Below are 24,301 nucleotides of genomic sequence, written 5' to 3'. Positions count from 1 at the left end.
CATTTCACTGCCTGGATCAGAACTCTTCCCACTCATCTTTACTGTTCACAGCAGCAGCTTTTTTCGGTGCGGCTTTTGCTGCGGGCAGGGATTTTACCGTGCTTCTGGCTTTAGGCTTGATGGCCACTGGCTCGACACGGCGAGCTGAGACTTGTGGAGCTGGTGCAGACATTTGCTGCACACGTTCGCCTGCATGCAATTTGAAAATGCTGACCACTTTCGCCAGCTCGGAAGCCTGGTCTTGTAAGCTTTGCGCAGCAGCAGCAGCCTCTTCCACCAGGGCGGCATTTTGCTGGGTCATGCTATCCATTTCTATGATGGCATGATTGACATGTTCAATACCGACGCTTTGTTCCTGGCTGGCGGCACTGATTTCTGCAATGATGTCGGTCACATGTTTGACGCTTGATACTACCTGATCTATTGTGACACCGGCCTGACCAACCAGCTTGGTACCAATTTCAACTTTCTCTACCGAAGTACCAATCAGGGTTTTGATTTCTTTGGCGGCAGCAGCGCTACGTTGTGCCAGGTTGCGCACTTCAGCCGCAACCACGGCAAAGCCACGGCCCTGTTCACCGGCACGGGCAGCTTCTACCGCAGCATTCAGGGCCAGGATATTGGTCTGGAAGGCAATGCCATCAATAACGCTGATGATATCGACAATTTTCTTGGAAGACTCATTGATGGAACCCATGGTATCAACCACCTGGGCCACTACCACGCCACCCTGACGTGCGACTTCAGATGCCGATGCTGCCAGTTGGTTGGCTTCGCGGGCATTGTCAGCATTTTGTTTGACCGTGGTCGTCAGTTCTTTCATCGACGATGTGGTTTTTTCCAGCGAGCTGGCTTGTTGCTCAGTGCGGGAAGACAAGTCCAGGTTACCTGAGGCGATTTCACTGGAAGCGGTGGCGATGGTGTCAGTACCATTGCGTACTTGCGCGACGATGTTCACCAGGCTGTCGCGCATGTTTTTCATTTCAAACAGCAAGCTGTCATTGTCACCATGCGTCAGATCGATAGGCGCCGTCAGTTCGCCTGCAGCGATTTGTCCTGCAATGCGTGCCGCATAGCCAGGTTCACCACCAAGCTGCTTCAACAGGCTGCGGCTGATCGCGAAAGCGGCAAATATACCTGCCGCGAGTGCCAGGCCACCCAGTGCCAGCATCAGGGTAGTCGCGGCCTTGAAAGCGGAGCTGGCTTCTTCTGCTGTCTGGGTATTGAGCTTGTCTTCCAGCGTAACCAGTTCATCCAGGGTATCAAGCCATTTTTTCTGTACCGGGCGGAGTTTCTTGATCAGGGTGATCGTGGCTGCTTCGGCATTATTGGCCAGGCCCAGTTCCTGGGCTTTTGCTGGCAGGGATGCTGCTGCAGTTTCAGCTTCCTTCAATTTACCCAGCAAGCTTTTTTTCTCACCGCTGTTTGCACCTTCTTCTGCCGCCAGCTTGCTCAGCTTTTCATCGGCAGCAGCATATTGCTTGTTTTGCTCGGCGATTTTTTTCAGCTCTGGCTCCATGTCTGCCGCATCATTCAACAGAGTCAGGTTGCGCAGCGACACCATGCGGTCATACACGATGGCACGCATATCCAGTGCCAGACGCGTCTCGGCATTGCTGACATTAACTATCTTTTCCAGCCTGCCCTGGATTTGCGCCATTCTCGATATACCGACAACGGTTACCGCAATTAAAAACGTTAAAACCAGAGCAAAGCCCAGCCCCAGACGTTTACTTACTGTCATTTTTGATAAATTCATTTGCTTGACTGGTGTGAAAAATGGTTGAGGAAGGTGAGAATTAATATCTTAAGAAATACTACTCTGATTGCTTGCTCCAACACACATAATTGCCGCCAGGACACTTTTTTTTACAAATGCAAAATAACTGGCATTTATTGGAAAAAAGCTGCTCAATCAAGGGAAAAGCAAACGATAAAGTTAGAAATATACTCGAATTTTTCTCAGTAGCAAGGGCTTTTTACTGGTATGCCCGCCCCTTGAAAGTGAGGTGGGAAAGAAATTATTTGCATTTATGCAGGCCTGCAGATTTGCTTATTTTTTGCGCAGAAAACTATACTTGCCTAGCTTGGCAGCTGACTAAATTTTGTTCACATTTTTCTCAATTTCCCCATGGCAAGATCGTTTTATTGGCAAATGACTCTCTTGCCAAAATAGCCAGTGGTCTTATGAGAGGGGCAAGAAAAAATATTTTCAAAATTGTTTGGTGATTTGAAAAAAAATGAAAAAAACCCGGACATGTCCGGGTTTTTTTGTCTGTTTATATAAGTATGAACAAATTGATCAATATTTATAGGCAGCTGTGACGTAGAAAGTACGGCCCAGAGGATCGGTGTAACGACCATCGTAACCAACTTGATTACCACCACCAGTATTACGGATAGTGAATGGTGGATCTACATTGAACAGATTACGGATACCGCCAGTAATTGTCAGGTTCTTGATAGGTTTGGCTTGCAATTGATAATCAAACGTCATGTAGTTGCTGACATCACGTGTCATATCTACCAGACCACCAACAGAACCATCAGCATTCACGGCACGGACATAGCCATCATCTGCTTTAGCGACTTTATCGTGGTAACCGGAACGATAGTTCATAGTCAGGCTATGAGTATATTGATCGGATACTTTCAAGGAAGTCACAAGCCTGGAAATAATGCGGAAAGTCACATCATCATAAGAGTCGAAGCGACCGATACTGCTTTCCTTGGCGGCACCGGGTACATCTTTTTCTGCAGTCAGCATGTAAGTACCCGACCAGTTCATACTCAGCTTACCGATAGGCAAAGCTGTTTTGAACGTTGCATCCCAGTCCAGACCAGAGTAACGTGAGCTGGCCAGATTCACAGGGCTACGATTGGCGACCAGAACTTTGGATTTCTGGATAGGATCATAGTACAGAGAGATGTATTGTTCAGCCAGTGCTGGTGTTGTGAAAACCAGATCCTGAGACAATTTCTGGATTTGGTTTTTCAGTTTGACATCCCACCAGTCCAGACCCAGGGACAAGCTGCTGACTGGCTCGAAACGGAAGCCGAATGCTGCCTGTTTGGATTCTTCTGCTTTCAGTGCATCTGAACCTGTGCTTGGATTACCTTTTTTCAGCAGGCCATATTCAGCAGTGCCACGGCAATATGCGAAACGTGGATCTGTAGGCTTGGTGATAGGGCAAGGGAAGAAGTTGGAAGAACCATCATTCTTCAACGGATCAGAAATATCATTCAGTGTCGGTGCCTTGAAGCCTGTGCCATAAGAGCCGCGCAGCATCAGGTTTTGCAAAGGCTGATAACGTGCAGACAATTTATAAGTTGCCTTGGACACGGAAATACCTTGCGTACCAGGCTGAGAAGCATTGCCATTGACGTCATAGCTGACATTGTCTTTCTTGACTGCGTCATAGCTGTCATAACGAACGGCTGCTGTGAGATCCAGGTTCTTGATGACAGGCATCAGCAATTCGCCGAAAGTACCCCAGCTCTTGCGGGAAGCAACCAGACCCTGAGAACCAGTACCACCACCGATGATGACATCTGTCCATGCTGGATGCTGAGGGCCAGGACCTTGTGACAGTTCGCTAGGCGCGTCGTTGAAAGACTGCTTGGTCATATCTGCACCCAAGCCCAGTTGCGCTTTGCCGCCACTCATGTCAAACAATTCTTTGGAAGCATGCGCGCTCAGTACGTCAATCTTGGATTTGGTAATGCCGAGGTTTTCTTTCAATACCGCAGGTGCCAGGATGGAAGCTGCATTCTGGTTGACGATATAAGGATTGTAAGCACCGGACTTAACCAAAGCATCGAAACGGTTGGCGCTCATGTAACCGGAAACAGCATCATCTTTCTCAGTGTTTTCGGAATGCGTATAGCTGGCACCCAGATCCCAGCCGAGGTAGTTGCTGTCTATACCCAGCACCAGATGACGGGCTTCAGTTTGATAATCATCAGCGCGGCCGCCTGCATCATTGGCACGATAGTAGAAGAATGCATCAGTCACATCATTAGGATTAATGCCTTGTCCTGCCAGCAGCGGAACTACTGATTTGTTGTAGGCACCGATGTAATTCGGGTTGATGACTTTTTGGCCGGTGACAGGATCTGTACTGAAAGTTGTCAGAGGCTGGGCTGGTGCAGCATAACGTGCCTTGTTGGAGAAATTGGACATGACCAGTTCACCAAACAATGTGGTGTCCTTGCCCAGTTTCAAATTGCCGGAAGCAAAGAAGCTGTCGCGTTTCAGTTCTGGCAGCAATTGCACGGTAGACGCATAGTCATAGCGGCAGACGCCACCACGCGCAAACGTATTAGGGCCATTACATTTGTTGGTATTCACCAGGTCTGGAGAGAAAGTCGCGTTATTGCCCAGGGAATCATAGATGTCGGCATTGGCTGGTGTCGAGTTGATACTGGTTTGCCAGGTAGCGTAATGCTTGCCATCTTTCATGAATCTCGCTACGCCAGATTTGGAAAAATCACGTTGCGTTGCTTCCAGCGCTTTTTGCTCATCATGGCTATAGGCAAACAAGACATTGAAACCATCTTTGTCAGGATCACCAAAACCTTTGGAGATAGAGAAGTTGCCGCTGCGACCACCTTTTTGTTGCGGGCTGGTCAGGGTTGCTTCTACGTTCAGGTCGGTCTGATTTTTTTTCAGGATGAAGTTGATAACACCGGCAATCGCGTCTGAACCATACAGGGTGGATGCACCGTCGGTCAGAATCTCTACGCGTTCAACTGCAGATAAAGGAATGCTGCCCAGATTCACCGCACTGCCTGTGCCATATGGTGCCATGCGGCGACCATTTAACAGCACCAGGGTGTAGTCAGTACCAATAGCGTGGATAGAGGCAGACTGGCGACCAGCGCCACCACCGTTGACCGACGCAGATGCGGTAATGAAGCCTTGCATGGCTGGTAAAGCAGCGACCAGGTCAGCCACGTTATTGACGCCACTTTGTTCTATGTCTTTACGGCTCAGGGTTTGCACAGGCAATGCGCCTTCTTGTGCTATCCGTTTGATCGAGGAACCGGTAATTTCCACTTTTTGCACTGCGTCTTGCGACATCGCTGGCTGTGCCAGCAAACTTGCGCCGACCGCAAAACCACCCAAACACATCAGGCGTACTGATCGGGCCAACATTTTTTCTACCATGACTAAACCCCCAAAAATGGAACTGATGAGCGATGCTACCTGGGCAAGATCCTGATATTTCATCAGAACCCCCTATTTGCCTCGGTAGCAAAATTTTTCTGTTGGGTTTTTTTTACAGAAACTGCAAAAAGAGTAGGTATCAGTGCTTTTTTTGTAGATCGACTTGATACTTCTTTTTTGCTTTTTTTATTCCGTAAAAAAATCTCCTTATTTATGGAACCATTTGAAAACTTAGGTGTCAAGCTTCACAAATTTATTTCTAGACTTGCATTTGGCATAAGAAGAAGCGGATCAACTTTAATGATTCGAAATGTTAAACAAGGCAAGAAGATGTGTTGTTAAATTACGTCGCACCAAAACATTTATATTTAATTTAGCTATTTTTTTCCGCTCAGAATTATCAAGTCCTCGAAAGTTAATTTTCAGTATAAAAATTGGATGACTTTTTTCTTTGCACAATTTTGGGGATGCCTTGCCAGCTTTTTTCCCATGTCTGAACCATGGATAAAGTGCTTAGCAGTTCACCAAGAAAAATAATGGGCAAATTTCATTTCCCGGCAGCACTAAAGATTGGTATGTACAACTTTTGTAGCTGTCTCTTAAGAACAACAATTCCGGATATCAGCAGTCATTGATTATTTGCATTAATGACACTTTTTGTGATGCTGCTGGCACACAAGAAAACTGCAATTCCTGCCCAGATTTGACTTGGCAAAGCCCGTGCCCCATATAGGATAAGTCCAATATCTGCCAGTGTTTTAAGCATAGACCTTGTCGTCAGGTGCAGCACGTGGCTATCTCTGCCGCTCCAGGGAAAACTCACGTGGCAGTGCCAGAAGCCAGTGTGTGGCAGCAAACCTGCGTCACATCTGCTGGGCTTAGCCGCCTGCGCTATCCAGCCCCTTACTCCCAGCATCTCGCAAAAACTTGCGCTGTATGGTTTCCATGGTCCTGAAAATGAAAGAACCCCGCAAGCAAGCTTGCGGGGTTCTTATTCAGCACTGCAGGCAGTGCCATGAACGGGACTACAAATCCGCCATCGGCACTACTTAAACATAGGCTGCTACAACATTAGAATGTGTAACGAGCACCGATGTTCCAGTAACGGCCAACTGCGCCGGACTGATGCAGGGATGGGTTGTAGTTGATACGGCCATAAGTCTGGACGTCCAACGGTGCCATCTTGTCGAACAAGTTAGTGATGGATGCTGTGAATTCCAGGTTTTTGGAATACTTCCATTTACCGAACACATCAACTGTCGTGAATGCAGCAATACGGCAACCCAGGTAAGGGTTGTGGTTTGCGTCAGTATCGATACAGTCGCCACCGATTTCATTGGTGTCGCTGATGCTCGATACGTGGTTCACGTTACCAGACACTGTCCAAGGACCACGGTCCCAGCCCAGGCTGAAGCTGACTTTAGTGCGTGGTGTACCGCCGTTACCTGACAGGTTGATGTCACCGTGAGTGCCAGCAAATTCATGCGTAGTACCATCAGCATCGGTACGCTTGAATTCATGCATGTAAGTGACAACCAGGCCTGCATTCAACTTGCCGTTAGCGCCCAGGTCAAACTTGCTGCGCATATCCAGATCCAGACCGGATGTTTGTGTCTTACCAGCATTCAGGTAAGGCGCTTTCACCATCAGGATAGGACCAGCCAGGCCAGGGAAGTTGGTAGTTGCTTCGCCACGAACGATTTGTGCGTCTGGGTAACCAGCTGGATTGGTAACAATCGCGCTAGGATCAGAGCCACCGATTTCGCCGTCACGGACAATTTTCCACCAGTCCAGGGAGATACTGAAGTTCTTGACTGGTTCTACAACGAAGCCAAGGCTATAGCTCTTGGATGTTTCTGGCTTGATGTTTTTGTTACCAACAGTGATCGCACCAACTTGTTGTGAAGAGCAGTCGATAGGCAGTTTGGTCACTGCGCAACGTACTGGATCACTAGGAATGTTGGTAAATGCAGCTACAGCACTATCACCATTCTCTGCCGCGCTAGGAGCACGGAAACCTTCAGCATAAGTACCACGGAATGCGACGGTATTGGTCGGAGTGAACTTGAAGCCTGCTTTTGGTGTTGTGGAACGACCATAGTCAGAGTATTTATCTGTACGGGCAGCCAACTGGAATTCCAGGGATTTCAAGACAGGAATTGCCATCTCTGTGTACAGCGCAGTCACATTGCGGGAACCCTTGGAAGCGGAGTAACCCAGACCAGCGATATCATTGATATTTGTGTATGGCGTAGGATCGCTGTTGGTTTCTTCTTTGCGATATTCTGCACCAACCGCAATACCCAAAGCGCCGCCTGGCAATTGCGCCAGTTCACGAGTTGCTTTGAAGTCTACCGATGTGCTCTTCGTCACGCCGGAGTTTTGCAGTGTTGGAGAAACCAGCGCCAATACTGCAGGAGTATTTACACGGCCTTGACCAATACGGAAAGTACCATTTGCTACTGCTGCTTTCAGAGCAGACTGACGGTAGTAACCGTTTTGTGTCTTGTCTGTTTTGCTTTCAGCATACAGGAAACCTGCGTCGTAATCCCATTCAGCAACTGTGCCTTTTACACCAGCCAGGAAACGGGTAACTGTAGTTTCCAGGTCAGCAGTACGTGGACGTGCTGCATCTACCCAGCGTGGACGTGCGCGATTGTCAGCAAAAGGATTGTCTGGATGGCCGATAGGCAACAACAACTGGTCAGGACCAGTATTGGTGTTGTTAACGCGGGCATTCACCAGATCAAAGCCAGCGCCGGTCAGACCGGATGGTGTTGTCTGTGTTTTTGCCTTGCTATTGAACAAGCCCAATTCTGTGTATGCTGTAGTTTTGTCATTGATGGCAAAAGTACCGCGCGCATACAGATTCAGGTTTTCTGTTTCAGGCTGAATAGTTTGGTACTGCACTGGGTCCCACAAGCAACCGCCCAGGGCGTTGTCGAGTGATGTGCCGCCAACTGGATCCAGATTTGCAGCAGAGCAAGTACCTGGCAACTGTTTGACATTCCCTGCAACGCCAGCAATCGCGCCACCAGCAGCATTCACTGGACGAACTGTGCCCAGGAAGTTGGAGCCGCCACCGTTACCAGAAGTAATTTGACCAGCACGTTGGTCGCGACCACCCCAAGGGCGTGCATCGGCCTGGCCGATATAGTCGCTACGGTCTTTTTGCCAGATTCTTTCTTGTTTCTTGGCATCAATCGTCATGAAGACATTGTATTTGTCTTGTTGCAGATTACCAAAACCAACAGCTGCGGAAGCGCTCATTACACGACCATCGCCACGGGAGGATTGACCGATATTGGCGGATACAGATTGGCCAATGTAGTTTTGGCGCAGGATAACGTTAACCACGCCTGCAATAGCGTCGGAACCATAAATGGCGGAAGCGCCGTCTTTCAGAATTTCGATGCGATCAACTGCATCCAGAGGGATGGAGTTCAAATCGACGAAGCTACGTTGACCGTCATCACCAAAGCCATAAGGCGCAGTGCGGCGACCATTGATCAGCACCAGTGTGGAGCTGACGCTCAAGCCACGCAGGGAAACGCCGGAAGCACTACCGGCAAAGCCGTTAGTGAAAGAACCACTGATACTGCCGTTGTTATCTGCAGAGATACTGCGGACTACGTCAGCGATGGAAGTTTTGCCGGTTTGCTCGATGTCTTTACGGCTCAGAATCTGGGTCGTTGCAACACCTTCAGTTTCAGTACGTTTAATACTGGAACCAGTAATTTCAACTTTTTGTACAGCTTCTTGCGCGAAGCCTGGCTGGGCCAGCATACCCATGCTCAACAGCAAACCACTAGAACAGATCAATCGTACCGATCTGGATATCGTTTTTTCTCTTATCATTATTGCGCTCCGTTATATATGTGTTCCTAACAACTTTTGTGACAACTTAACAAAATTTGTTGATTTGCAAAACCGCCAAATAAAAATGGAAATTTTTTTCGACGTGAGGAAAATTTTGAGAAATTTCTTTCAAAAAATTTGCCTCAGCATGAGAACATTTAAGCGTTTCCATTGTCAATATTGATAGAATGCAAGCGGCAGAAAAACAACAGTTGCCTATGACAATGCGATATATACACAGAGGGCCGTGAGGCTTGGACTATTAATTGCCAGTGAAGTTTCAAAATCGGGGCAAATATTTTTTGAGCGGGGTTTAAGCTTCAAATACTTTCCACAAAATTAATATTTGGTATTGCGCCATTTTTTGCTCTACATATATCTATACTAAGATTAAGACTAAGAGTATTGCACCAAAAAAGAGCGGGGAATAAAGCATATCAAAGCAAGACTTCAATAAGCCACTGAGAAATGTTGCCCCAAGGCAGTTAATTCCGGCCATAAAAAACAAAAAACCCCGGAAAACCGGGGTTTTTTGTTGAGCCTGCTGGCACAGTTATTTTGCAGATGCTTCAGCAGAAGCTGCTGCCGCTGGTGCCTTGACTTCAGGCTCCTTGAACTTGGCACCACCGGCATTAGCCAGGTGCACAACAGCACGCGCTACTTCAATATCATCCAGATCAGGGTTGCCGCCTTTGGCTGGCATGGCACGCAGACCGCCGATGGCATTGGCAACTACCTTGTCATAGCCTTGAGCAATACGTGGGCCCCAGGCAGCAGCATCACCCAGTTTTGGCGCACCAGCAGCACCGCTATCGTGGCAGGCTGCACAGATGGTTTTATAGACTGTTTCGCCAGATTGCAAAGTCTTGGGGCCGTTGGCATCCTTGAAATTGAAACCCTGGTCAGCTACCGGGCTGATGCGGTTGGCAATTGCTTCTGGCGTCAGCGCAGAAGAACCCGCGCCCACTTTTTTGTCATTCGATACAAACTGTACCAGCAAGACAATGGCGATAATAGGGACCAGGAATCCGGCAAGAACTGCAACGATAAGTTGCTTAGGGGTCTTGATCGCTGATTCGTGTTCGTCGTGCGCGTCGCTCATGGTTTCCTCAATGCAAATAAATTAGGTACAGAATCTTCAGTCCAGGCAGCCAGGCAACTTTAACGGCAAGTGCCAAAGCTTGGGATTATAGAGCGAAAGCGCCGTGTTTGGAATGAAAAGCAAGCTAAGCTGCCCAAGAATCAGGAAAATCTCGCTGCTTTAGCGACAAATTACCCGCTTTGATGCGCAAGGCCAGCCTTAAATTGGGGTAGAATGTTGCCCTTGCATTACTTATGTCTCACTTGTGCACATCCTTGCATAAGCCACGCGCCAGTAGCTCAGTTGGATAGAGTACAGCCCTCCGAAGGCTGGGGTCGCACGTTCGATTCGTGTCTGGCGCGCCAAGTTCTTTCCCCTCCCCCGACTCTCCCAATCCTCCCAGACTTATTCTGCATTAGCATATTTATTTCCACTAGTTGCTTTCTTTATTGTGTTTGTACTAAGCTAGGCCGCTTTACATTTGAACCAGATCTGTGCTTTGCTGGTCTGAGGCATGGCTGCATTCGCAATTGTCTGCCGCACTGCCATTCCCTGTCTTGTACACACTACTTACACACCACTTAGTTACTTAGTATTTATTACCTACATAAAGGTCGCTACATGAAATCATCGCGCATGCAACTCAGCAGCCTGAGTCTGTCCCTGGCATTGGCTTTTACCACGCTGGTCCATATCCCGCCTGCCATCGCAGCGGAAAACGTAGCGACTGCCAAAACCGCCCTGCCTGCAGGCGTGCAGTTTGTGCGTCAGGTGGAAGGGATAGATGAGTATCAACTGGCGAATGGCATGCGCGTTTTGCTGGTACGCGATGCCAGCAAGCCAACGACAACGGTTAACATTACTTACCGCGTAGGTTCACGTCATGAAAACTATGGCGAAACAGGCATGGCGCATTTGCTGGAACATCTGATGTTCAAGGGTAGCAAGGCCCATCCACGCCTGTGGGAAGAAATGTCACAACGTGGCGTGCAATTCAATGGCACGACCTGGCTGGACCGTACCAATTACTATGAAACCTTTGCCGCCAAGCCAGAGACCCTGGACTGGGCCATCAGCATGGAAGCAGACCGCATGGTCAATTCGCGCATCTCAGGCGAAGACTTGAAGACAGAATTCTCGGTCGTGCGCAATGAGATGGAAAAAAATGAGAATTCCGGCATCGCTATTCTCATGCAGCGCATCATGTCAGCCGCCCATCAATGGCATAACTATGGCAAGGACACCATAGGCGCACGTACTGACGTGGAAAACGTCAATATCCCGCACCTGCAGGCTTTCTGGCGCAAATATTACCAGCCTGACAATGCCACCCTGATCGTGGCAGGTGCCTTTGATGCCAAACAGGCTTTGCAATTGATCGCAACGAAGTTCGGCAAAATACCCAAGCCCAAGCGCACACTGGAAACCACCTATACCCTGGACCCAGTGCAAGATGGCGAGCGCGATGTCATCGTCCGTCGCGTCGGTGATTCACAAGCCGTAGCGGCCCTGTACCATACCGTGCCTGCTGCCCACCCTGATTATGCCGCGACCGAGGCGCTGGCCCTGATCCTGGGTGACACGCCTAATGGTCGTCTGTACAAGGCGCTGGTCGAAACCAAGAAAACTGCCGACGTCTTCCCGTGGGCGGCAAATCTGGAAGAGCCTGGCTTTTTGATGCTGGGCGCGAACTTGCGCACTGAACAAAACTTGCCGGAAGCCAAAAAAATCTTGCTGGAAACCATAGAAGGTTTTGACAAGGCTCCCGTTACCGAAGCGGAACTGACACGTGCCAAGGCCAAGCTGGATTCAGACATAGCCCAGATTTTCAATGACCCGGAAAAATTTGCCGTAGCCCTTTCTGAAAGCATAGCCTCAGGCGACTGGCGTTTATTCTTCCTGTTCCGTGACCGCGTCAAGGCGCTCAAAGTCGACGATGTACAAAGAGTCGCCACCACCTGGCTGAAATCCAGTAACCGCACCTCGGGCAGCTTTATCCCGACTGAAAAACCTGACCGCACACCAGCTCCGGCCAAGGTGGCAGTGGATGAGCAAATCAAACAATTCAAACCTGGTGTGGCCATCGCCCAGGCAGAAAACTTTGTCGCCTCGGCTGACAATATCGACAAACGTACCATCACAGGCGCACTCAGCAATGGCATGCAGTATGCCTTGCTGCCGAAAACTACCCGCGGCAATACCGTTGTGCTGTCGATGATGCTGAATTTTGGTGATGAAAACAGCCTGAAAGGCAAGGCCGGTGCTGCGGAGCTGGCTGCTGCCATGCTCAACCGTGGTACAGAAAAACTCAGCCGCCAGCAATTCACTGAAGAACTGGACAAGCTCAAGACCAAGTTGCAAATCAGTGGTTCGGTTAGTATTGCCAACGTGCAGGTGGAAACCATACGTGACAACTTGCCCCGGGTACTGGAATTATTGCGTGATGCCCTGCGCCAGCCCGCCTTCAATGAAGCCGAGTTCACACAATTGCTGAATTCCCAGCTCGCGCAACTGGAAGAGTCACGCAAGGAACCGCAAGCTGTCGCCGTCGATGCAGGCAGGAAAGCACAAAATACTTATCCCGCAGATGACCCACGCTACTATCGCAGCATAGATGAGCAAATCGCTTACCTGAAAACAGCCAAACTGGCTGACGCCAAGGCATTCTGGAAACAGTTTTATGGTGCCAATCATGCAAAACAGGCACAAATTGCTGTCGTCGGTGAATTTGACGCCAACAGCTTGAAAGCAGAATTGCAAAAGGCTTTTGGTGACTGGAACACACAGCAAAAATTCACCCGCATCAGCAAGCCTTACCTGGCAACCAAGGCGGATAACAAACAAATCGTCACGCCTGACAAGGCCAATGCCTTCTTCTTTGCGACCATGCTGGTACCTGTTGGCACCAAACATCCTGATTATCCGGCGCTGGTAATGGGCAACTACCTGTTAGGTGGCAGTGCCAATTCACGCATACTGAACCGCATACGTCAAAAAGATGGCGTCAGTTATGGTGGTGGCTCCAGCTTTAATGGGTCATCGGTAGAAGAAGTTGGGGCCTTCAATGCCGGCGCCATTTATGCACCGCAAAACCGTGCCAAACTGGAAACCGGCATACGCGAAGAAATCGCCCGCGTACAGACAGAAGGCTTTACAGCCGCAGAACTGGAAGATGGCAAGAAGAGCCTGATCCAGCAATATCAACTGGAACGCAGCCAGGATGCTGCACTGGCCAATAGCCTGGTCAACAATCTGTACCTTGGCCGCAATATGCAATTCCAGGCTGATATAGAGAAAAAGATACAGGCACTGACTTTGGCGCAAGTCAAAGAAGCCATGGCCAAACATCTGGGATATGAAAAAACCTTGCGCGTGTTTGCAGGCGATTTCAAATAAGCTTTGCTGTCACTAAGGGGCTTGCACACTCTGTTGTGCAAGCCTTTTTTATTGTTGCTTTATTTTTCTTTTGATTGCCCTCCATGCTCAACAATAAAACCGAAGCCTATCAGTTGCTGTCACGTCTAGGTGCTTCAGAGCGCCTGCTGACCCATGTCAAACTGGTTGGTGAAGCAGCAGAAATACTGATTTCAAGCTTTGAAGAACTGGACCTGCAGTTCGATGCAAATCTGATACGCCTGGGTGTTGCCGTGCATGATGCAGGCAAGATATTGCACCCAGATGAGCTGGATGGCCCGGGTTCCCTGCATGAACCTGCCGGTGAAAAAATGCTGCTGGAACAGGGTGTGCAAACCGCTGTAGCCCGCTGCTGCGTCACGCATGCACAGTGGCAGCATGGCGACCTGAGCCTGGAAGAATTCACTGTCGCTGCAGCTGACAAGTTATGGAAGGGCAAACGTGAAGCAGAGCTGGAACTCAAACTCATCCAAGCCATCGCCATACAAAAACAAGTCGATCACTGGGATATATTCACCAGCCTGGATGATGTATTTGAGACCATCGCTACAGATGGCAGTGCAAGATTACAACGCAGCAGGCTAATGACCCGCTCTTAACATCAGGGCCACAGACTTTACCTTAGTACCGCGTTTATCTCGTGGTGCTGCAACAAAACCAGCTTAATTCTACTATCGCATCGCATTGTGCTTCAGACATCATCAAACAGCATGCCCTGGCTGACCTGGCGCTCATTGATGACATCCGCTTCTCTCACCAGGGCACTGGCCCTGACACCCAACAGGCGAAAGCGGTTTTCCAGCGCCACGCGGCGCAGACATTCCCCAGCCGTCCTGCGTATGACGGCAGGGTCGGCAGTGGCGACAGGAATGGTGATGTCACGGGTAGAGATACGAAAATCCGTATAACGGATCTTGATACCCACGGTCTTGCAGCGGTAACCCTTTTTTGTTAAATCCCTCGCAAGGCGGGTGCAGAGATCAGTGAAAATCCCGGTTAACACTGCCCTGTCATGCACGGCATGCAAGTCGCGGTCAAAGGTGGTTTCCCGGCTGATGACCTTGGGTTCTGATTCAGTTGATATCTCCCTGTCATCAATACCGCGCGCCGCGTTATACAGCCAGCCAGCATAATTGCTGCCAAAGGTAGTTTGCAGCAAACCCAGGTCTGCACTGGCCAAATCCCCCACCGTATTAATGCCCAGGCTGGCCAGGCGTTCGGTTGATTTTGGCCCTATGCCATTCACTTTTTTTACCGGCAGCGGCCATATCCTGGTTGGCACGTCTTCCATATCCAGGATGGTCAGGCCATCAGGCTTATCCAGATCTGAGCCTATCTTTGCCAGCAGCTTGTTGGGGGCTACACAAATCGAGCAGGTCAGGCCAGTCGCTTCATACACCGCTTTTTTCAAACTGCTTGCCAGGGCGCGTGTTTCTTGGGGATGATCTGTCAGGTCAAGATAGATTTCATCTATCCCACGGTTTTCAATTTTGGGAGCTATCTTGCCGACGGCTTCCTTGAAAAGCCGCGAGTAGTTGCGATAGGAATCAAAATCAGTCGGCAGTAAAAAAACATCGGGAGCCAGCTTGGCTGCCTTCATGATGCCCATCGCAGAAAATATGCCCAGTGCCCGCGCAGCATAGGTCGACGTAGTCGCAACACCACGCCCAACATAGTCTTTGATGCGTGAAAATTCGTGCGTGCCATCGCCTTTGGGAATCGGTCGATGTGAAGAACCGCCACCTATCAGTACCGCCTGTCCTTTAAGCTCAGGATATTTCAATAACTCAACAGATGCATAAAAAGCATCCATGTCCAGATGAGCAATCCGACGTTGTTTATTATTCATAGCAATCAATCATCGCTTTGAAATAAGTCATTGGCGCAATAATGCCGCGCTGACCGGATTTGCCAGCTTTATTGTCAGCTTTATTGCACGCCTTAGCATCCCTGCGTATTTTTATCGCGGCACAGAAACAGTCGCTATTACTGTCGATCATCTTTTTCAAAAACTGTCCTGCAGGTTCACACGGAAATACACTATTTTATCCTGAATCCACAAAATAACTGAATATACATACAGCAAAATAAAATTTACGCACAACAAGGAATTACAGCCAGATGCTGTTTAAGCTAAGATAGACTGATCCTGCAGCTCTTGTTTTGTACCCTTGAATTTTCTGATGGAATGATGATGAAAAAACTGCTTTCCCTGATTTTCACACTCAGCCTGATATGCGCTATCAACCCGGCCAGCGCCAATCCACCACAGGTTTATGATGAAGCTGCCGATGCCAAAGCGGCTGTCAGCAAGGCGCTTGCAGAAGCCAAAAAAACGGATAAAAAAGTGCTGGTGATCTTTGGCGCAAACTGGTGCAAGGATTGTCTGGAACTTGATAAATCCATGCATGGCAAGAATGAGGCCCTGCTGGCCAGCAAGTTCATCACCGTCAAGGTCAATGTAGGCCAGTTCGATAAAAACAAGGAACTCGTCGATTTGTATGGCAGCCCGACCAAAAAAGGCATACCGGCAGCCGTCTTGCTACGCCCTGACAATACTGTCTTGTATGCCTCCAAAGGTGGCGAATTGTCGAATGCGCGCAAGATGAGTGAGCAAGGCGTCTATGATTTTTTTGACGAAATCACGGCGCTGTACCGCTAATCAGCAAAGATGAACTGGCATGTCTGAAGATCCTGCAATGTCAGCCAAGCTAACGCCGGAAGAAACCGAGCTGGAGGCATTGCAACGCAGTCACGCCTTATTGTCGAATTTTTCGCGTTGCCTGCCCGGTATGTTTTATCAATTCCGGCGCTATCCTGATGGGCGCTTTTGCCTGCCCTATGCCAGCGATGCTGTAGAAGCTTTCTTTGGCGTCAAGGCAGAGCAATTGCGTGAAGATGCCAGCTTCATGTTTGCCAAGGTCCATCCTGAAGACCTGCCACGCATGGTGGCTACAGTACGCAAATCCTTTGCCGAACTCAGCCCCTGGCACCAGGAATACCGCATCGTCTCTGCCAATAGCCCGGACCGCTGGGTCGTTGGTGATGCCACGCCCGAAGCCTTGCCGGATGGCAGCGTACTCTGGCACGGCTTCCTCAGTGACAATACCGAACGCAAACTGACTGAACAAAGATTGCAGGCCGCCGAGCGCCAGCGCCGCCTTGTCATGAAAGCCTCGAACCAGGGTTTGTATGACATAGACCTGCAAACTGGCGAAGGCAATTTCAGTGCCGAATATTTGCAGATGCTGGGTTGCGAACCTGGTGATTTTGCCCAACCCCAGCAATTCTGGGATTACTTCTGGGGTACGGCGGTACATCCTGATGATGTCGTTCATCTCAAACTCGCCTACAAAAGCCATGCCGCCACCCAGGGCAATACCGATTACCATGCCGAATTCCGGCAAAAAAACAAGGCAGGCGAGTGGCGCTGGATCATGTCGCTGGGCAGTATTGTCGAGTGGGATAGCAAGGGCAAGCCTTTGCGCATGGTAGGCACGCATATCGATATCACCGAACGCAAGCAAACCGAAGAAATGCTCAGACATAACCAGGAACTGCTGGAAGCCAACAAGAATCGCTATAAAGAGCTGGCCAGGGAACTGGAGATCCTGATCACCAATGCACCGGTGGGCATCATGTTCGTCAGCGATGGCATTATCGTCAGGGCCAACAAGGCGCTGGCAGAACTCTGCCGCTTCCCCGATGCCCAGGCCATGATAGGCGTAAAGACCACCTTCCTGTATCAGGGGCCGGAAGACTACAAAAATTTTAGCGACCAGGTCGTACCCGGTTTGCAGGCCGATGAACTGGTGGAACTGGAATGGAATTTACGCCGTTTCAATGGCGAACCCTTCACTGGCCGCGTAGCCGGACGTGCCTTGCCGACAGAAAGCTATGTCCGTGGTGCGGTCTGGATGATAGAAGATGTCACCGAACAAAGAATGACCCTGGATGCCTTGCGCACCAGCGAACAACGTCTGCAAAGGCTGATGAACTCCAGCCTGATCGGTATTATCCAGGGTAATGAATCCGGCCAGATACTGGATGTGAATGATGTGTTTACCCAGTTCAGCGGCTATAGCCGTGATTATCTGCTGACCCAGAACACTGCCTGGGAAACCCTGCTGTCGAATCAGGATTTAAAAATCTGCCAGCAAGCCTACAAGGAATTGATACAGACCGGCACCACCGCCCCTTTTGAAATCATGCTGCAACAGGGGGAAAATATTGGTGTGCCCATCCTGGTGGGCTTGAGTCATCTGGAAAATTCTGAACGTGACTGGGTTGCCTTTGCCATGGACATCAGCGACAGGCTACGCATGAACCGCCTGAAGACAGAATTTATTTCTGTCGTCAGCCATGAACTGCGCACACCTTTGACTTCGATACGTGGCTCGCTGAGCCTGCTGGAGTCTGGTGTCAGCGGCGTATTGCCAAGGCAGGCAGAGCACCTGATACGCATCGCTCACAATAACAGCAAGCGCCTGATCACTCTCGTCAACGATATTCTGGATATGGACAAGCTGGCCAGTGGCAAGATGCTTTTCAAATCAGAAGCCGTAGACCTGGTAGCCCTGGTCAAGGGTTCAATGGAATCGAATATGGCCTATGCCGCCTCGCTCAAGGTTGGCCTGCAACTGGAACATCATCCCAAGCAGGCCTGGATACTGGCAGACCATGACAGGCTCATGCAAGTCATGGCCAACCTGATTTCGAATGCGGCGAAATTTTCCAAAGAAGGTGAAGCGGTCATCCTGCGCATCATCAATACAGAATCACGCTACCGCGTTGAAGTCTGCGACCGCGGCGCAGGCATAGCACCAGAGTTCCAGGAACATTTGTTTGAACCTTTCACCCAGGCCGATGGCACCGATACCCGGCAAAAAGGCGGCACGGGCCTGGGCTTGTCGATCACCAAGGCCATGCTGGAAAAAATGCATGGGCAAATCGGTTTTTGCAGCGCGCCCGGCGAGGGCTCCACTTTCTGGTTTGAATTTGATGTCTATCGCTGAGTAGCACAAAACTGCAACCTGAATTCCGAAGGTGTCAAATTGACTGCCCGCTTGAATGCGCGGCGAAAACTGCGGCTGTCTGAGTATTGTAATTGTGCAGCGATATCGTCGAGGCTGACGCTGGTATGGCGCAAATAATGTTTGGCTTTTTCCATGCGCAGGCTTTCTGCGATCTGGAAGTAAGAACAGCCTTCACGTACCAGCAAGCGGTGCAGGGAGCGTTCACTGATGCCCAGTGCACTCGCCAGTTCAGGCACACTGCGGTAATCGCATTGCAAACTCACCAGCTTGTGCAAAAGGCTTTGCCTGCCAGTCAGACCGACTGCGGCCAGTTCTGCGTCGCAGCGCATTTTACTGTCTGCAGCAAGTTCTGGATCAGGATTGATCAAGAGGGTGGAAAGGGCGCTGTTATTGACGACAATGCGGCTGGTATCTGCGCCGTACACTACCGTGCAGCCAAAAAAATCTTCAGCAACAGAGCGACTGGCTTGCTGCTTGCCGCGCAACTCTACACCTTCGATTTTCAGGGCAGGGCCGCACAGGGCGCGACTGACATTGATGGCTGTTGCCAGATGATCGGTATCGAGAAAGTCCTGTAACTCGCTGTCATCAAACAGGGGGCGGGCTGTCAGCACCGATGTGCGCTCGCCTTGCTCCAGTTGTAATTGCACCATGGCACCAGCAATCAACTGGTATTCCAGGCCGAAATGCATGGCCTCTGCCAATGTGGCCTGGGCCAGCATGCCGCTCGCCATGGCTCCCAGTGCAGGCAGGGATTTGCGCGCACCCGACAATATCCCCAGATCTGCCCCGCCTTGATGACGTGCCCGCAACAAACTCTCTCGCGCTTGCGTATAGCTGATGCGTACGTCTGTAGCTACCTGTCCTTCTGCATCCAGACTCAGCGCCGGGAATATCTCTTGCAAACGCCATTCACGCTCACGACCTATCGCGAGCAGACCCGAAAACGGGTGAGCCGGAAATACTGCATCCTGTACTGAGAGCACTTTGTTGTTCATCTGCGTATTCGCTGCAAGCTGGCAGGATTTGTCCTTACTTTCTGGAGTCTGAAGATTTAATATCCTAAGCTACACCGGAACTCAGATTTCGGCAATATAGTGTGAAAACCAATAATATTAAGAGACAATATGACAACTACATCTCCTGACTACATCGTCGTCGGTGGCGGTTCCGGCGCTTGTGCCGTGGCTGGCCGCCTGACGGAAGACCCGAACCTGCATGTGACCATCCTGGAATCCGGTGGCAACGGCGACAGCTGGGTGGTCAATACCCCGGCGGGTGTGGTGGCGATGTTGCCGACCAAGTTGAATAACTGGGCTTTTGAAACCGTCCCGCAACCTGGCCTGAATGGCAGGCGCGGTTATCAACCTCGCGGCAAGATGCTGGGTGGTTCATCGGGCATCAATGCCATGGTGTATATCCGTGGCCACAAACAGGATTATGATCAGTGGGCGGCACTCGGTAACACGGGCTGGTCTTTTGATGAAGTCTTGCCCTACTTCAAAAAATCAGAAAACAACGAAACCCATGGCGGCCATTATCATGGCCAGTCTGGCCCTCTGCATGTCAGTGAATTGCGTAGTGACAATCCCTACCAGCAAATCTATCTGGAAGCAGCCCGTCAGGCTGGCTTCAATATCAATACTGACTTCAATGGCGAAGAGCAAGAAGGAGTGGGCATTTATCAGGTCACCCAGCACAATGGTGAACGCTGGACAGCGGCACGCGGCTACCTGCATCCGCACATGGGCAAGCGCAATAATCTGCAAGTGGAAACCGGTTGCCATGTGACGCGCATACTGTTTGAAGGCAAGCGCGCCATTGGTGTTGAATACCGTCAGGGCGGACAGCTCAAGACCTTGAAGGCTGGAAAGGAAGTCTTATTGGCAGCAGGTGCTTTCCAGACACCGCAATTGCTGATGCTGTCTGGCGTGGGTGATGGCAAGGCTTTGCAAGCCCTGGGAATACCAGTAGTACATGACTTACCCGGCGTGGGCCAGAATTTGCAGGATCATCCTGATTTTGTTTTCAAATACCGCGCCAAAAGCCTGGACTTGCTGGGCGTATCCGCTGGTGGCAGCCTGCGCATGGTGAGGGAATTCAGACGTTATCAAAAGCAAAGACGCGGCTTGCTGACCTCAAACGGTGCTGAAGGCGGTGGCTTTCTGAAGACTGATCCCGGCCTGACAGCACCTGACATACAACTGCATTTTGTACTGGCCATGCTGGATGACCATGCACGCAAGCTGCATCTGGGCCATGGTTATTCCTGCCATATGTGCCTGCTGCGCCCGAAGAGCATAGGTGAAGTGACGCTGGCCAGCAAAGACCCCATGGCGGCTCCCCTTATCAACCCGCGCTTCCTGGAGCACCCGGATGATATAGAAAGCATGGTCAAGGGTTTCAAACTGACGCGCAAACTCATGGATGCACCGGCGCTGGTAGCAGCCCGCACCAGTGACTTCCAGACAGCGAATGTACATAGCGATGATGAGATACGCGCGGTCTTGCGCCAGACCAGTGACACCGTGTATCACCCGATAGGTACTTGCAAGATGGGCGTGGATGCCATGGCCGTGGTCGACCCGCAATTGCGGGTGCACGGCATGACAGGTTTGCGGATAGTCGATGCCTCTATCATGCCTACCCTGATAGGTGGCAATACCAATGCCCCTACCATGATGATAGGGGAGAAAGCGGCAGATATGATCCGGGCTGCCCTGTAGTTTTATAGGGCAGCACTCGCAAATTTATTTGGCCGCAGCGGTTGCTGTCGTAGCCAGGCTGGGAGCAGGCAAGGCGGGTCTGGCTTGCTCAAAGGCATAGCCCATATTCAGCAATTTTGCTTCTGACCAGGCACCGGCAAACAGTGACAAACCAACTGGCAAGCCCCTGACCTGGCCCATGGGTACGGTCAGATGGGGATAACCAGCGATCGCTGCGGGGCTGCTGGAACTGCCTTCGACGACATCACCCGCTTTATAGTCGATCAGCCAGGCGGTGCCTGTGGTTGGTGCGATCAGGGCATCGAGCCTGTATTTCTTCAACACGACATCGATGCCCTGTTTGCCAGCGCGCAATTTGACGCGGGCATGGGCCTGACGATAGGCAGCGTCACTGAGCTTGCCCTTGGCCTGGGCCTGCTCCATCAATTCCTGGGCAAAATAAGGCATGACAGTATCTGCATGTTGCTGGTTGTAGCTAATCACGTCGGCCATGCTGCGGGTTTTGACTGTAGCCGGGGTTTTGGCGAGGTAGGCATTCAGGTCGGCCTTGAATTCGTAGAGCAAGACCGTGAGTTCATCCTTATCCAGTTCTTCGAGATAAGGCAGGTCTATCGGGTCTACCACGGTAGCGCCCTGGGCGATGAGAATAGCCAGGCTCTTGTCGAACAAGGCCCTGGTATCGGCATCATAGCCATCCACCATTTTGCGCACTATACCCAGGCGCTTGCCCTGCAAGGCCGTGGTTTGCAAGCCTGCCGTATAGTCCTTGCTGCGGCGCTGGTCTGCCTGGCGGGTGGCAGCATCTTGCGGATCACTGCCTGCCATGGCATTCAGCAGCATGGCTGCATCACGTACATTCAGGGTCATGGGCCCGGCGGTATCCTGGCTATGGCTGAGCGGCACTATGCCTGTGCGGCTGACCAGGCCCAGGGTGGGCTTCAAACCAACCAGGCCATTGACTGAGGCGGGGCAGACTATGGAGCCATCCGTCTCTGTGCCTATCGCTGCCGGTATCAGACGCGCCGCCACGGCTGCGCCAGAACCTGAGCTGGAACCGCAAGGGCTGCGTTCAGGCGCGTAAGGATTACGGGTTTGTCCACCAGCACTACTCCAGCCGCTGCTGGACTGGCTGGAACGCAGATTGGCCCATTCGCTGAGATTGGCCTTGCCCAGTATGACTGCACCGGCTGCCCGCAAACGGGCAACCAGTGGTGCATCCTGTGCTGCCAGATTATCTGCCAGCGCCACTGAACCTGCCGTGGTAACCATGCCCTGTACGGCAATATTATCTTTCAGTAGCAGGGGCAAGCCTGCCAGGCTGCCACGTGGTTTTTTTTGCTGATCTGCTGCCTGCGCATCCTGTCTGGCATGGGGGTTGCGCGTGGTGACCGCCTGTATGCCAGGGTTATACATATTAATGCGCGCATCATACAAGTCATAAATCTGGCTGGCTGTGGTCTTGCCCGCTTTCATATCTTGCGCCAGTTCATGCAGGGTTTCGCTGGCGCAGGCAGGCCCCTGTAGCAAAGATAATGCAGACATGAGAGCCAGTGTGCTGCGACTGAGAGCAGGTGATTTCATGTGCTTGCTTTCCTTCAATCAAAATGGAATTGGCTGGCGGCTCAGGGCCACGCTGACGATATAGATAAAAGTCGCGATGGCAGCAATAAAGGCCGCCAGGCGTATGGCCGGGGTCTTGCCACGCTTGAGGGCCAGAGTGCCCAGGGCGATGTAGAGCAACAATGCCAGCAATTTGGCGGTCAGCCAGTTTTGCTGAAATGGGTATTGCCCGCTCCAGCAGGCCAGCGTCAGAGCACTTCCCAGTAAGATAGTATCTATGACGTGCGGTAATATTTTTACCCAGCGCTGCTGCAACATGGCGGAGTCACGCATCTTCCAGATACCGCGCAACAGGAACAAGCTGCCGCTTAAACCTACGCAAGTCAGATGCAGGTGTTTGATGGCAAGATAGCTGATGGACATGATGAACTTCAATCCGGGTAAATTTTTGTGCCTGCAATACTAACCGAAAGCCTGGATTTTTGTCTGGTCAAATTGATGTTAAAGCAATACCGTTTGCTTAACTATCCATTACACTGCTAAGTACCAACAATATCAACATTTACTGAAAGAAAGCCTGCATGAATTTTCTCAGTCTCCTGTCACAAGACGGTGCCAGCGCAAAAATTGCCAGCCAGGGTGCACATGTATGTTCATGGATACCTGCCGGTGGAAGCGAACAATTATTCATGAGCAAAAGCTCGGCTTTTCAGGACGGTGTGGCCATACGTGGCGGTGTGCCGGTGGTGTTCCCGCAGTTTTCCAATCAGGGCACCTTACCCAAGCATGGATTCGCCCGTACTTCTGAATGGAAGCTCTTGCAGACCGGCCTGGCAGAACATGGGGCAGCAGTCGCAGTCTATGAACTCAGGGAAAACATTGCCCGCCTGACGATATGGCCGCATGTCTTTCGTGCCCAGTTGCGTATCAGCATACTAGGCAATGCCTTGCAGATGGCGCTGGAAGTAGAAAATACCGGCGACACCAATTTCAGCTTCACCACGGCCCTGCATACCTATCTGGCCGTTGAGGATATTGCCAATGTCAGCCTGCATGGTTTGCAAGGCCTGCATTACCGCGATACCGTCAGCGGTGCAGATCATTGCCTGGAAGCCGATCCTTTCCTGCGCATCAGCGGCGAGACTGACCGCATCTACGGCTATGCCCCGGCGCAACTGGAACTGCATCAGCCACATCAACGCACCATCATACGCAATAATGGTTTTGCCGATGCCGTGGTGTGGAACCCTGGCGCCGGTGCAGCAAAGATCAATGACATGCATGCCGGTGGTGAGCAACACATGCTGTGCGTGGAAGCTGCGACGATATTGCGCCCCCTCAGCCTCGCACCCGGTGAAAGCTGGGGAGCCAGTCAGACACTGGAAATAGTCTCAGCCCTCGATTGACAAATATGCACATTTAACACATAGTCACAATCTGTTTTATTCACAGATAC

The 24,301-nt window shown here is 50.8% G+C and carries 16 protein-coding genes and 1 tRNA gene; 8 read left to right on the top strand and 9 right to left on the bottom strand.

The window, feature by feature from the left end:
- Nucleotides 1-16: 16 nt before the first annotated feature.
- Nucleotides 17-1,759, bottom strand: a complete 1,743-nt coding sequence (locus DFR42_RS08555; RefSeq protein WP_245936889.1) for a methyl-accepting chemotaxis protein — start codon at nucleotides 1,757-1,759, stop codon at nucleotides 17-19.
- Between the two features lie 116 nt (nucleotides 1,760-1,875).
- Here DFR42_RS08555 and DFR42_RS28965 point away from each other — a divergent pair, with 116 nt between their 5' ends.
- Nucleotides 1,876-2,229 (top strand): hypothetical protein, encoded by a 354-nt coding sequence (locus DFR42_RS28965; RefSeq protein WP_146218806.1) that lies wholly within the window; start codon nucleotides 1,876-1,878, stop codon nucleotides 2,227-2,229.
- Nucleotides 2,230-2,302: 73 nt separating this feature from the next.
- Here the strand turns inward: DFR42_RS28965 and DFR42_RS08550 are convergent, their stop codons facing one another.
- From DFR42_RS08550 to DFR42_RS08535, 3 genes are all read right to left on the bottom strand, one after another.
- A complete protein-coding gene (locus tag DFR42_RS08550) occupies nucleotides 2,303-5,158 on the bottom strand; it encodes a TonB-dependent receptor domain-containing protein (protein WP_245936888.1) in 2,856 nt (951 codons plus the stop codon).
- A 1,083-nt stretch (nucleotides 5,159-6,241) separates the two neighbouring features.
- A complete protein-coding gene (locus DFR42_RS08545; protein WP_245936887.1) occupies nucleotides 6,242-9,028 on the bottom strand; it encodes a TonB-dependent receptor in 2,787 nt (928 codons plus the stop codon).
- A gap of 553 nt (nucleotides 9,029-9,581) precedes the next feature.
- Nucleotides 9,582-10,130: a c-type cytochrome gene (locus DFR42_RS08535; RefSeq protein ID WP_110254560.1), complete on the bottom strand. Its 549-nt coding sequence runs from the start codon at nucleotides 10,128-10,130 to the stop codon at nucleotides 9,582-9,584.
- Nucleotides 10,131-10,397: 267 nt separating this feature from the next.
- Here DFR42_RS08535 and DFR42_RS08530 point away from each other — a divergent pair.
- From DFR42_RS08530 to DFR42_RS08520, 3 genes are all read left to right on the top strand, one after another.
- Nucleotides 10,398-10,474: transfer RNA gene (locus DFR42_RS08530), tRNA-Arg, on the top strand.
- Between the two features lie 256 nt (nucleotides 10,475-10,730).
- Complete coding sequence (locus tag DFR42_RS08525; RefSeq protein WP_110254559.1) at nucleotides 10,731-13,505, top strand: M16 family metallopeptidase; 2,775 nt, start codon at nucleotides 10,731-10,733, stop codon at nucleotides 13,503-13,505.
- An 83-nt stretch (nucleotides 13,506-13,588) separates the two neighbouring features.
- Nucleotides 13,589-14,122 (top strand): HD domain-containing protein, encoded by a 534-nt coding sequence (locus tag DFR42_RS08520; protein ID WP_110254558.1) that lies wholly within the window; start codon nucleotides 13,589-13,591, stop codon nucleotides 14,120-14,122.
- A gap of 92 nt (nucleotides 14,123-14,214) precedes the next feature.
- Here the strand turns inward: DFR42_RS08520 and DFR42_RS08515 are convergent, their stop codons facing one another.
- The gene (locus DFR42_RS08515) at nucleotides 14,215-15,372 is read right to left on the bottom strand and encodes a DNA polymerase Y family protein (RefSeq protein ID WP_110254557.1); all 1,158 of its coding nucleotides are present in this window, start codon (nucleotides 15,370-15,372) and stop codon (nucleotides 14,215-14,217) included.
- Nucleotides 15,365-15,532 carry a hypothetical protein gene (locus DFR42_RS29115; protein ID WP_170133455.1) on the bottom strand — a complete coding sequence of 56 codons (168 nt, stop codon included), beginning with the start codon at nucleotides 15,530-15,532 and terminating at the stop codon, nucleotides 15,365-15,367. The genes DFR42_RS08515 and DFR42_RS29115 overlap by 8 nt, the downstream gene beginning before the upstream one ends.
- Nucleotides 15,533-15,717: 185 nt before the next feature.
- Between DFR42_RS29115 and DFR42_RS08510 the strand changes: the two genes are divergently transcribed.
- Together DFR42_RS08510 and DFR42_RS08505 are read left to right on the top strand one after the other, a co-directional pair.
- On the top strand, nucleotides 15,718-16,185 hold the full coding sequence (locus tag DFR42_RS08510; protein WP_110254556.1) for a thioredoxin family protein: 468 nt from the start codon (nucleotides 15,718-15,720) through the stop codon (nucleotides 16,183-16,185).
- A 19-nt stretch (nucleotides 16,186-16,204) separates the two neighbouring features.
- Entirely contained in the window at nucleotides 16,205-18,538 is a 2,334-nt protein-coding gene (locus DFR42_RS08505) for a PAS domain S-box protein (RefSeq protein ID WP_110254555.1), read from the top strand.
- Here DFR42_RS08505 and DFR42_RS08500 read toward each other — a convergent pair.
- Complete coding sequence (locus DFR42_RS08500) at nucleotides 18,529-19,557, bottom strand: helix-turn-helix transcriptional regulator (protein ID WP_110254554.1); 1,029 nt, start codon at nucleotides 19,555-19,557, stop codon at nucleotides 18,529-18,531. The genes DFR42_RS08505 and DFR42_RS08500 overlap by 10 nt on opposite strands.
- Nucleotides 19,558-19,686: 129 nt before the next feature.
- Between DFR42_RS08500 and DFR42_RS08495 the strand changes: the two genes are divergently transcribed.
- Nucleotides 19,687-21,285, top strand: coding sequence for a GMC family oxidoreductase (locus DFR42_RS08495; protein ID WP_110254553.1), 1,599 nt, complete (start codon nucleotides 19,687-19,689; stop codon nucleotides 21,283-21,285).
- A gap of 24 nt (nucleotides 21,286-21,309) precedes the next feature.
- On the opposite strand, the gene DFR42_RS08490 is transcribed toward DFR42_RS08495, so the two are convergent.
- Both DFR42_RS08490 and DFR42_RS08485 read right to left on the bottom strand, forming a co-directional pair.
- On the bottom strand, nucleotides 21,310-22,866 hold the full coding sequence (locus DFR42_RS08490) for an amidase (RefSeq protein WP_110254552.1): 1,557 nt from the start codon (nucleotides 22,864-22,866) through the stop codon (nucleotides 21,310-21,312).
- 18 nt (nucleotides 22,867-22,884) lie between these two features.
- Complete coding sequence (locus tag DFR42_RS08485) at nucleotides 22,885-23,268, bottom strand: SirB2 family protein (RefSeq protein ID WP_342766839.1); 384 nt, start codon at nucleotides 23,266-23,268, stop codon at nucleotides 22,885-22,887.
- Nucleotides 23,269-23,426: 158 nt separating this feature from the next.
- Between DFR42_RS08485 and DFR42_RS08480 the strand changes: the two genes are divergently transcribed.
- Nucleotides 23,427-24,251, top strand: coding sequence for a D-hexose-6-phosphate mutarotase (locus DFR42_RS08480; protein WP_110254551.1), 825 nt, complete (start codon nucleotides 23,427-23,429; stop codon nucleotides 24,249-24,251).
- Nucleotides 24,252-24,301: the final 50 nt, after the last annotated feature.

This window comes from Undibacterium pigrum, from assembly GCF_003201815.1.
GTDB lineage: Bacteria > Pseudomonadota > Gammaproteobacteria > Burkholderiales > Burkholderiaceae_D > Undibacterium > Undibacterium pigrum.
This window is presented reverse-complemented; position numbering and strand designations above follow the sequence as displayed.

What these genes read in the sequence shown, in the direction of transcription:
- DFR42_RS08485 (WP_342766839.1), bottom strand. Translation starts at nt 23,268, where the DNA reads ATGTCCATCAGCTATCTTGCCATCAAACACCTGCATCTGACTTGCGTA.
- DFR42_RS08520 (WP_110254558.1), top strand. Translation starts at nt 13,589, where the DNA reads ATGCTCAACAATAAAACCGAAGCCTATCAGTTGCTGTCACGTCTAGGT.
- DFR42_RS08505 (WP_110254555.1), top strand. Translation starts at nt 16,205, where the DNA reads ATGTCTGAAGATCCTGCAATGTCAGCCAAGCTAACGCCGGAAGAAACC.
- DFR42_RS08490 (WP_110254552.1), bottom strand. Translation starts at nt 22,866, where the DNA reads ATGAAATCACCTGCTCTCAGTCGCAGCACACTGGCTCTCATGTCTGCA.
- DFR42_RS08550 (WP_245936888.1), bottom strand. Translation starts at nt 5,158, where the DNA reads ATGTTGGCCCGATCAGTACGCCTGATGTGTTTGGGTGGTTTTGCGGTC.
- DFR42_RS28965 (WP_146218806.1), top strand. Translation starts at nt 1,876, where the DNA reads ATGCAAAATAACTGGCATTTATTGGAAAAAAGCTGCTCAATCAAGGGA.
- DFR42_RS08555 (WP_245936889.1), bottom strand. Translation starts at nt 1,759, where the DNA reads ATGAATTTATCAAAAATGACAGTAAGTAAACGTCTGGGGCTGGGCTTT.
- DFR42_RS08495 (WP_110254553.1), top strand. Translation starts at nt 19,687, where the DNA reads ATGACAACTACATCTCCTGACTACATCGTCGTCGGTGGCGGTTCCGGC.
- DFR42_RS08545 (WP_245936887.1), bottom strand. Translation starts at nt 9,028, where the DNA reads ATGATAAGAGAAAAAACGATATCCAGATCGGTACGATTGATCTGTTCT.
- DFR42_RS08480 (WP_110254551.1), top strand. Translation starts at nt 23,427, where the DNA reads ATGAATTTTCTCAGTCTCCTGTCACAAGACGGTGCCAGCGCAAAAATT.
- DFR42_RS08525 (WP_110254559.1), top strand. Translation starts at nt 10,731, where the DNA reads ATGAAATCATCGCGCATGCAACTCAGCAGCCTGAGTCTGTCCCTGGCA.
- DFR42_RS08515 (WP_110254557.1), bottom strand. Translation starts at nt 15,372, where the DNA reads ATGAATAATAAACAACGTCGGATTGCTCATCTGGACATGGATGCTTTT.
- DFR42_RS08500 (WP_110254554.1), bottom strand. Translation starts at nt 19,557, where the DNA reads ATGAACAACAAAGTGCTCTCAGTACAGGATGCAGTATTTCCGGCTCAC.
- DFR42_RS08535 (WP_110254560.1), bottom strand. Translation starts at nt 10,130, where the DNA reads ATGAGCGACGCGCACGACGAACACGAATCAGCGATCAAGACCCCTAAG.
- DFR42_RS08510 (WP_110254556.1), top strand. Translation starts at nt 15,718, where the DNA reads ATGAAAAAACTGCTTTCCCTGATTTTCACACTCAGCCTGATATGCGCT.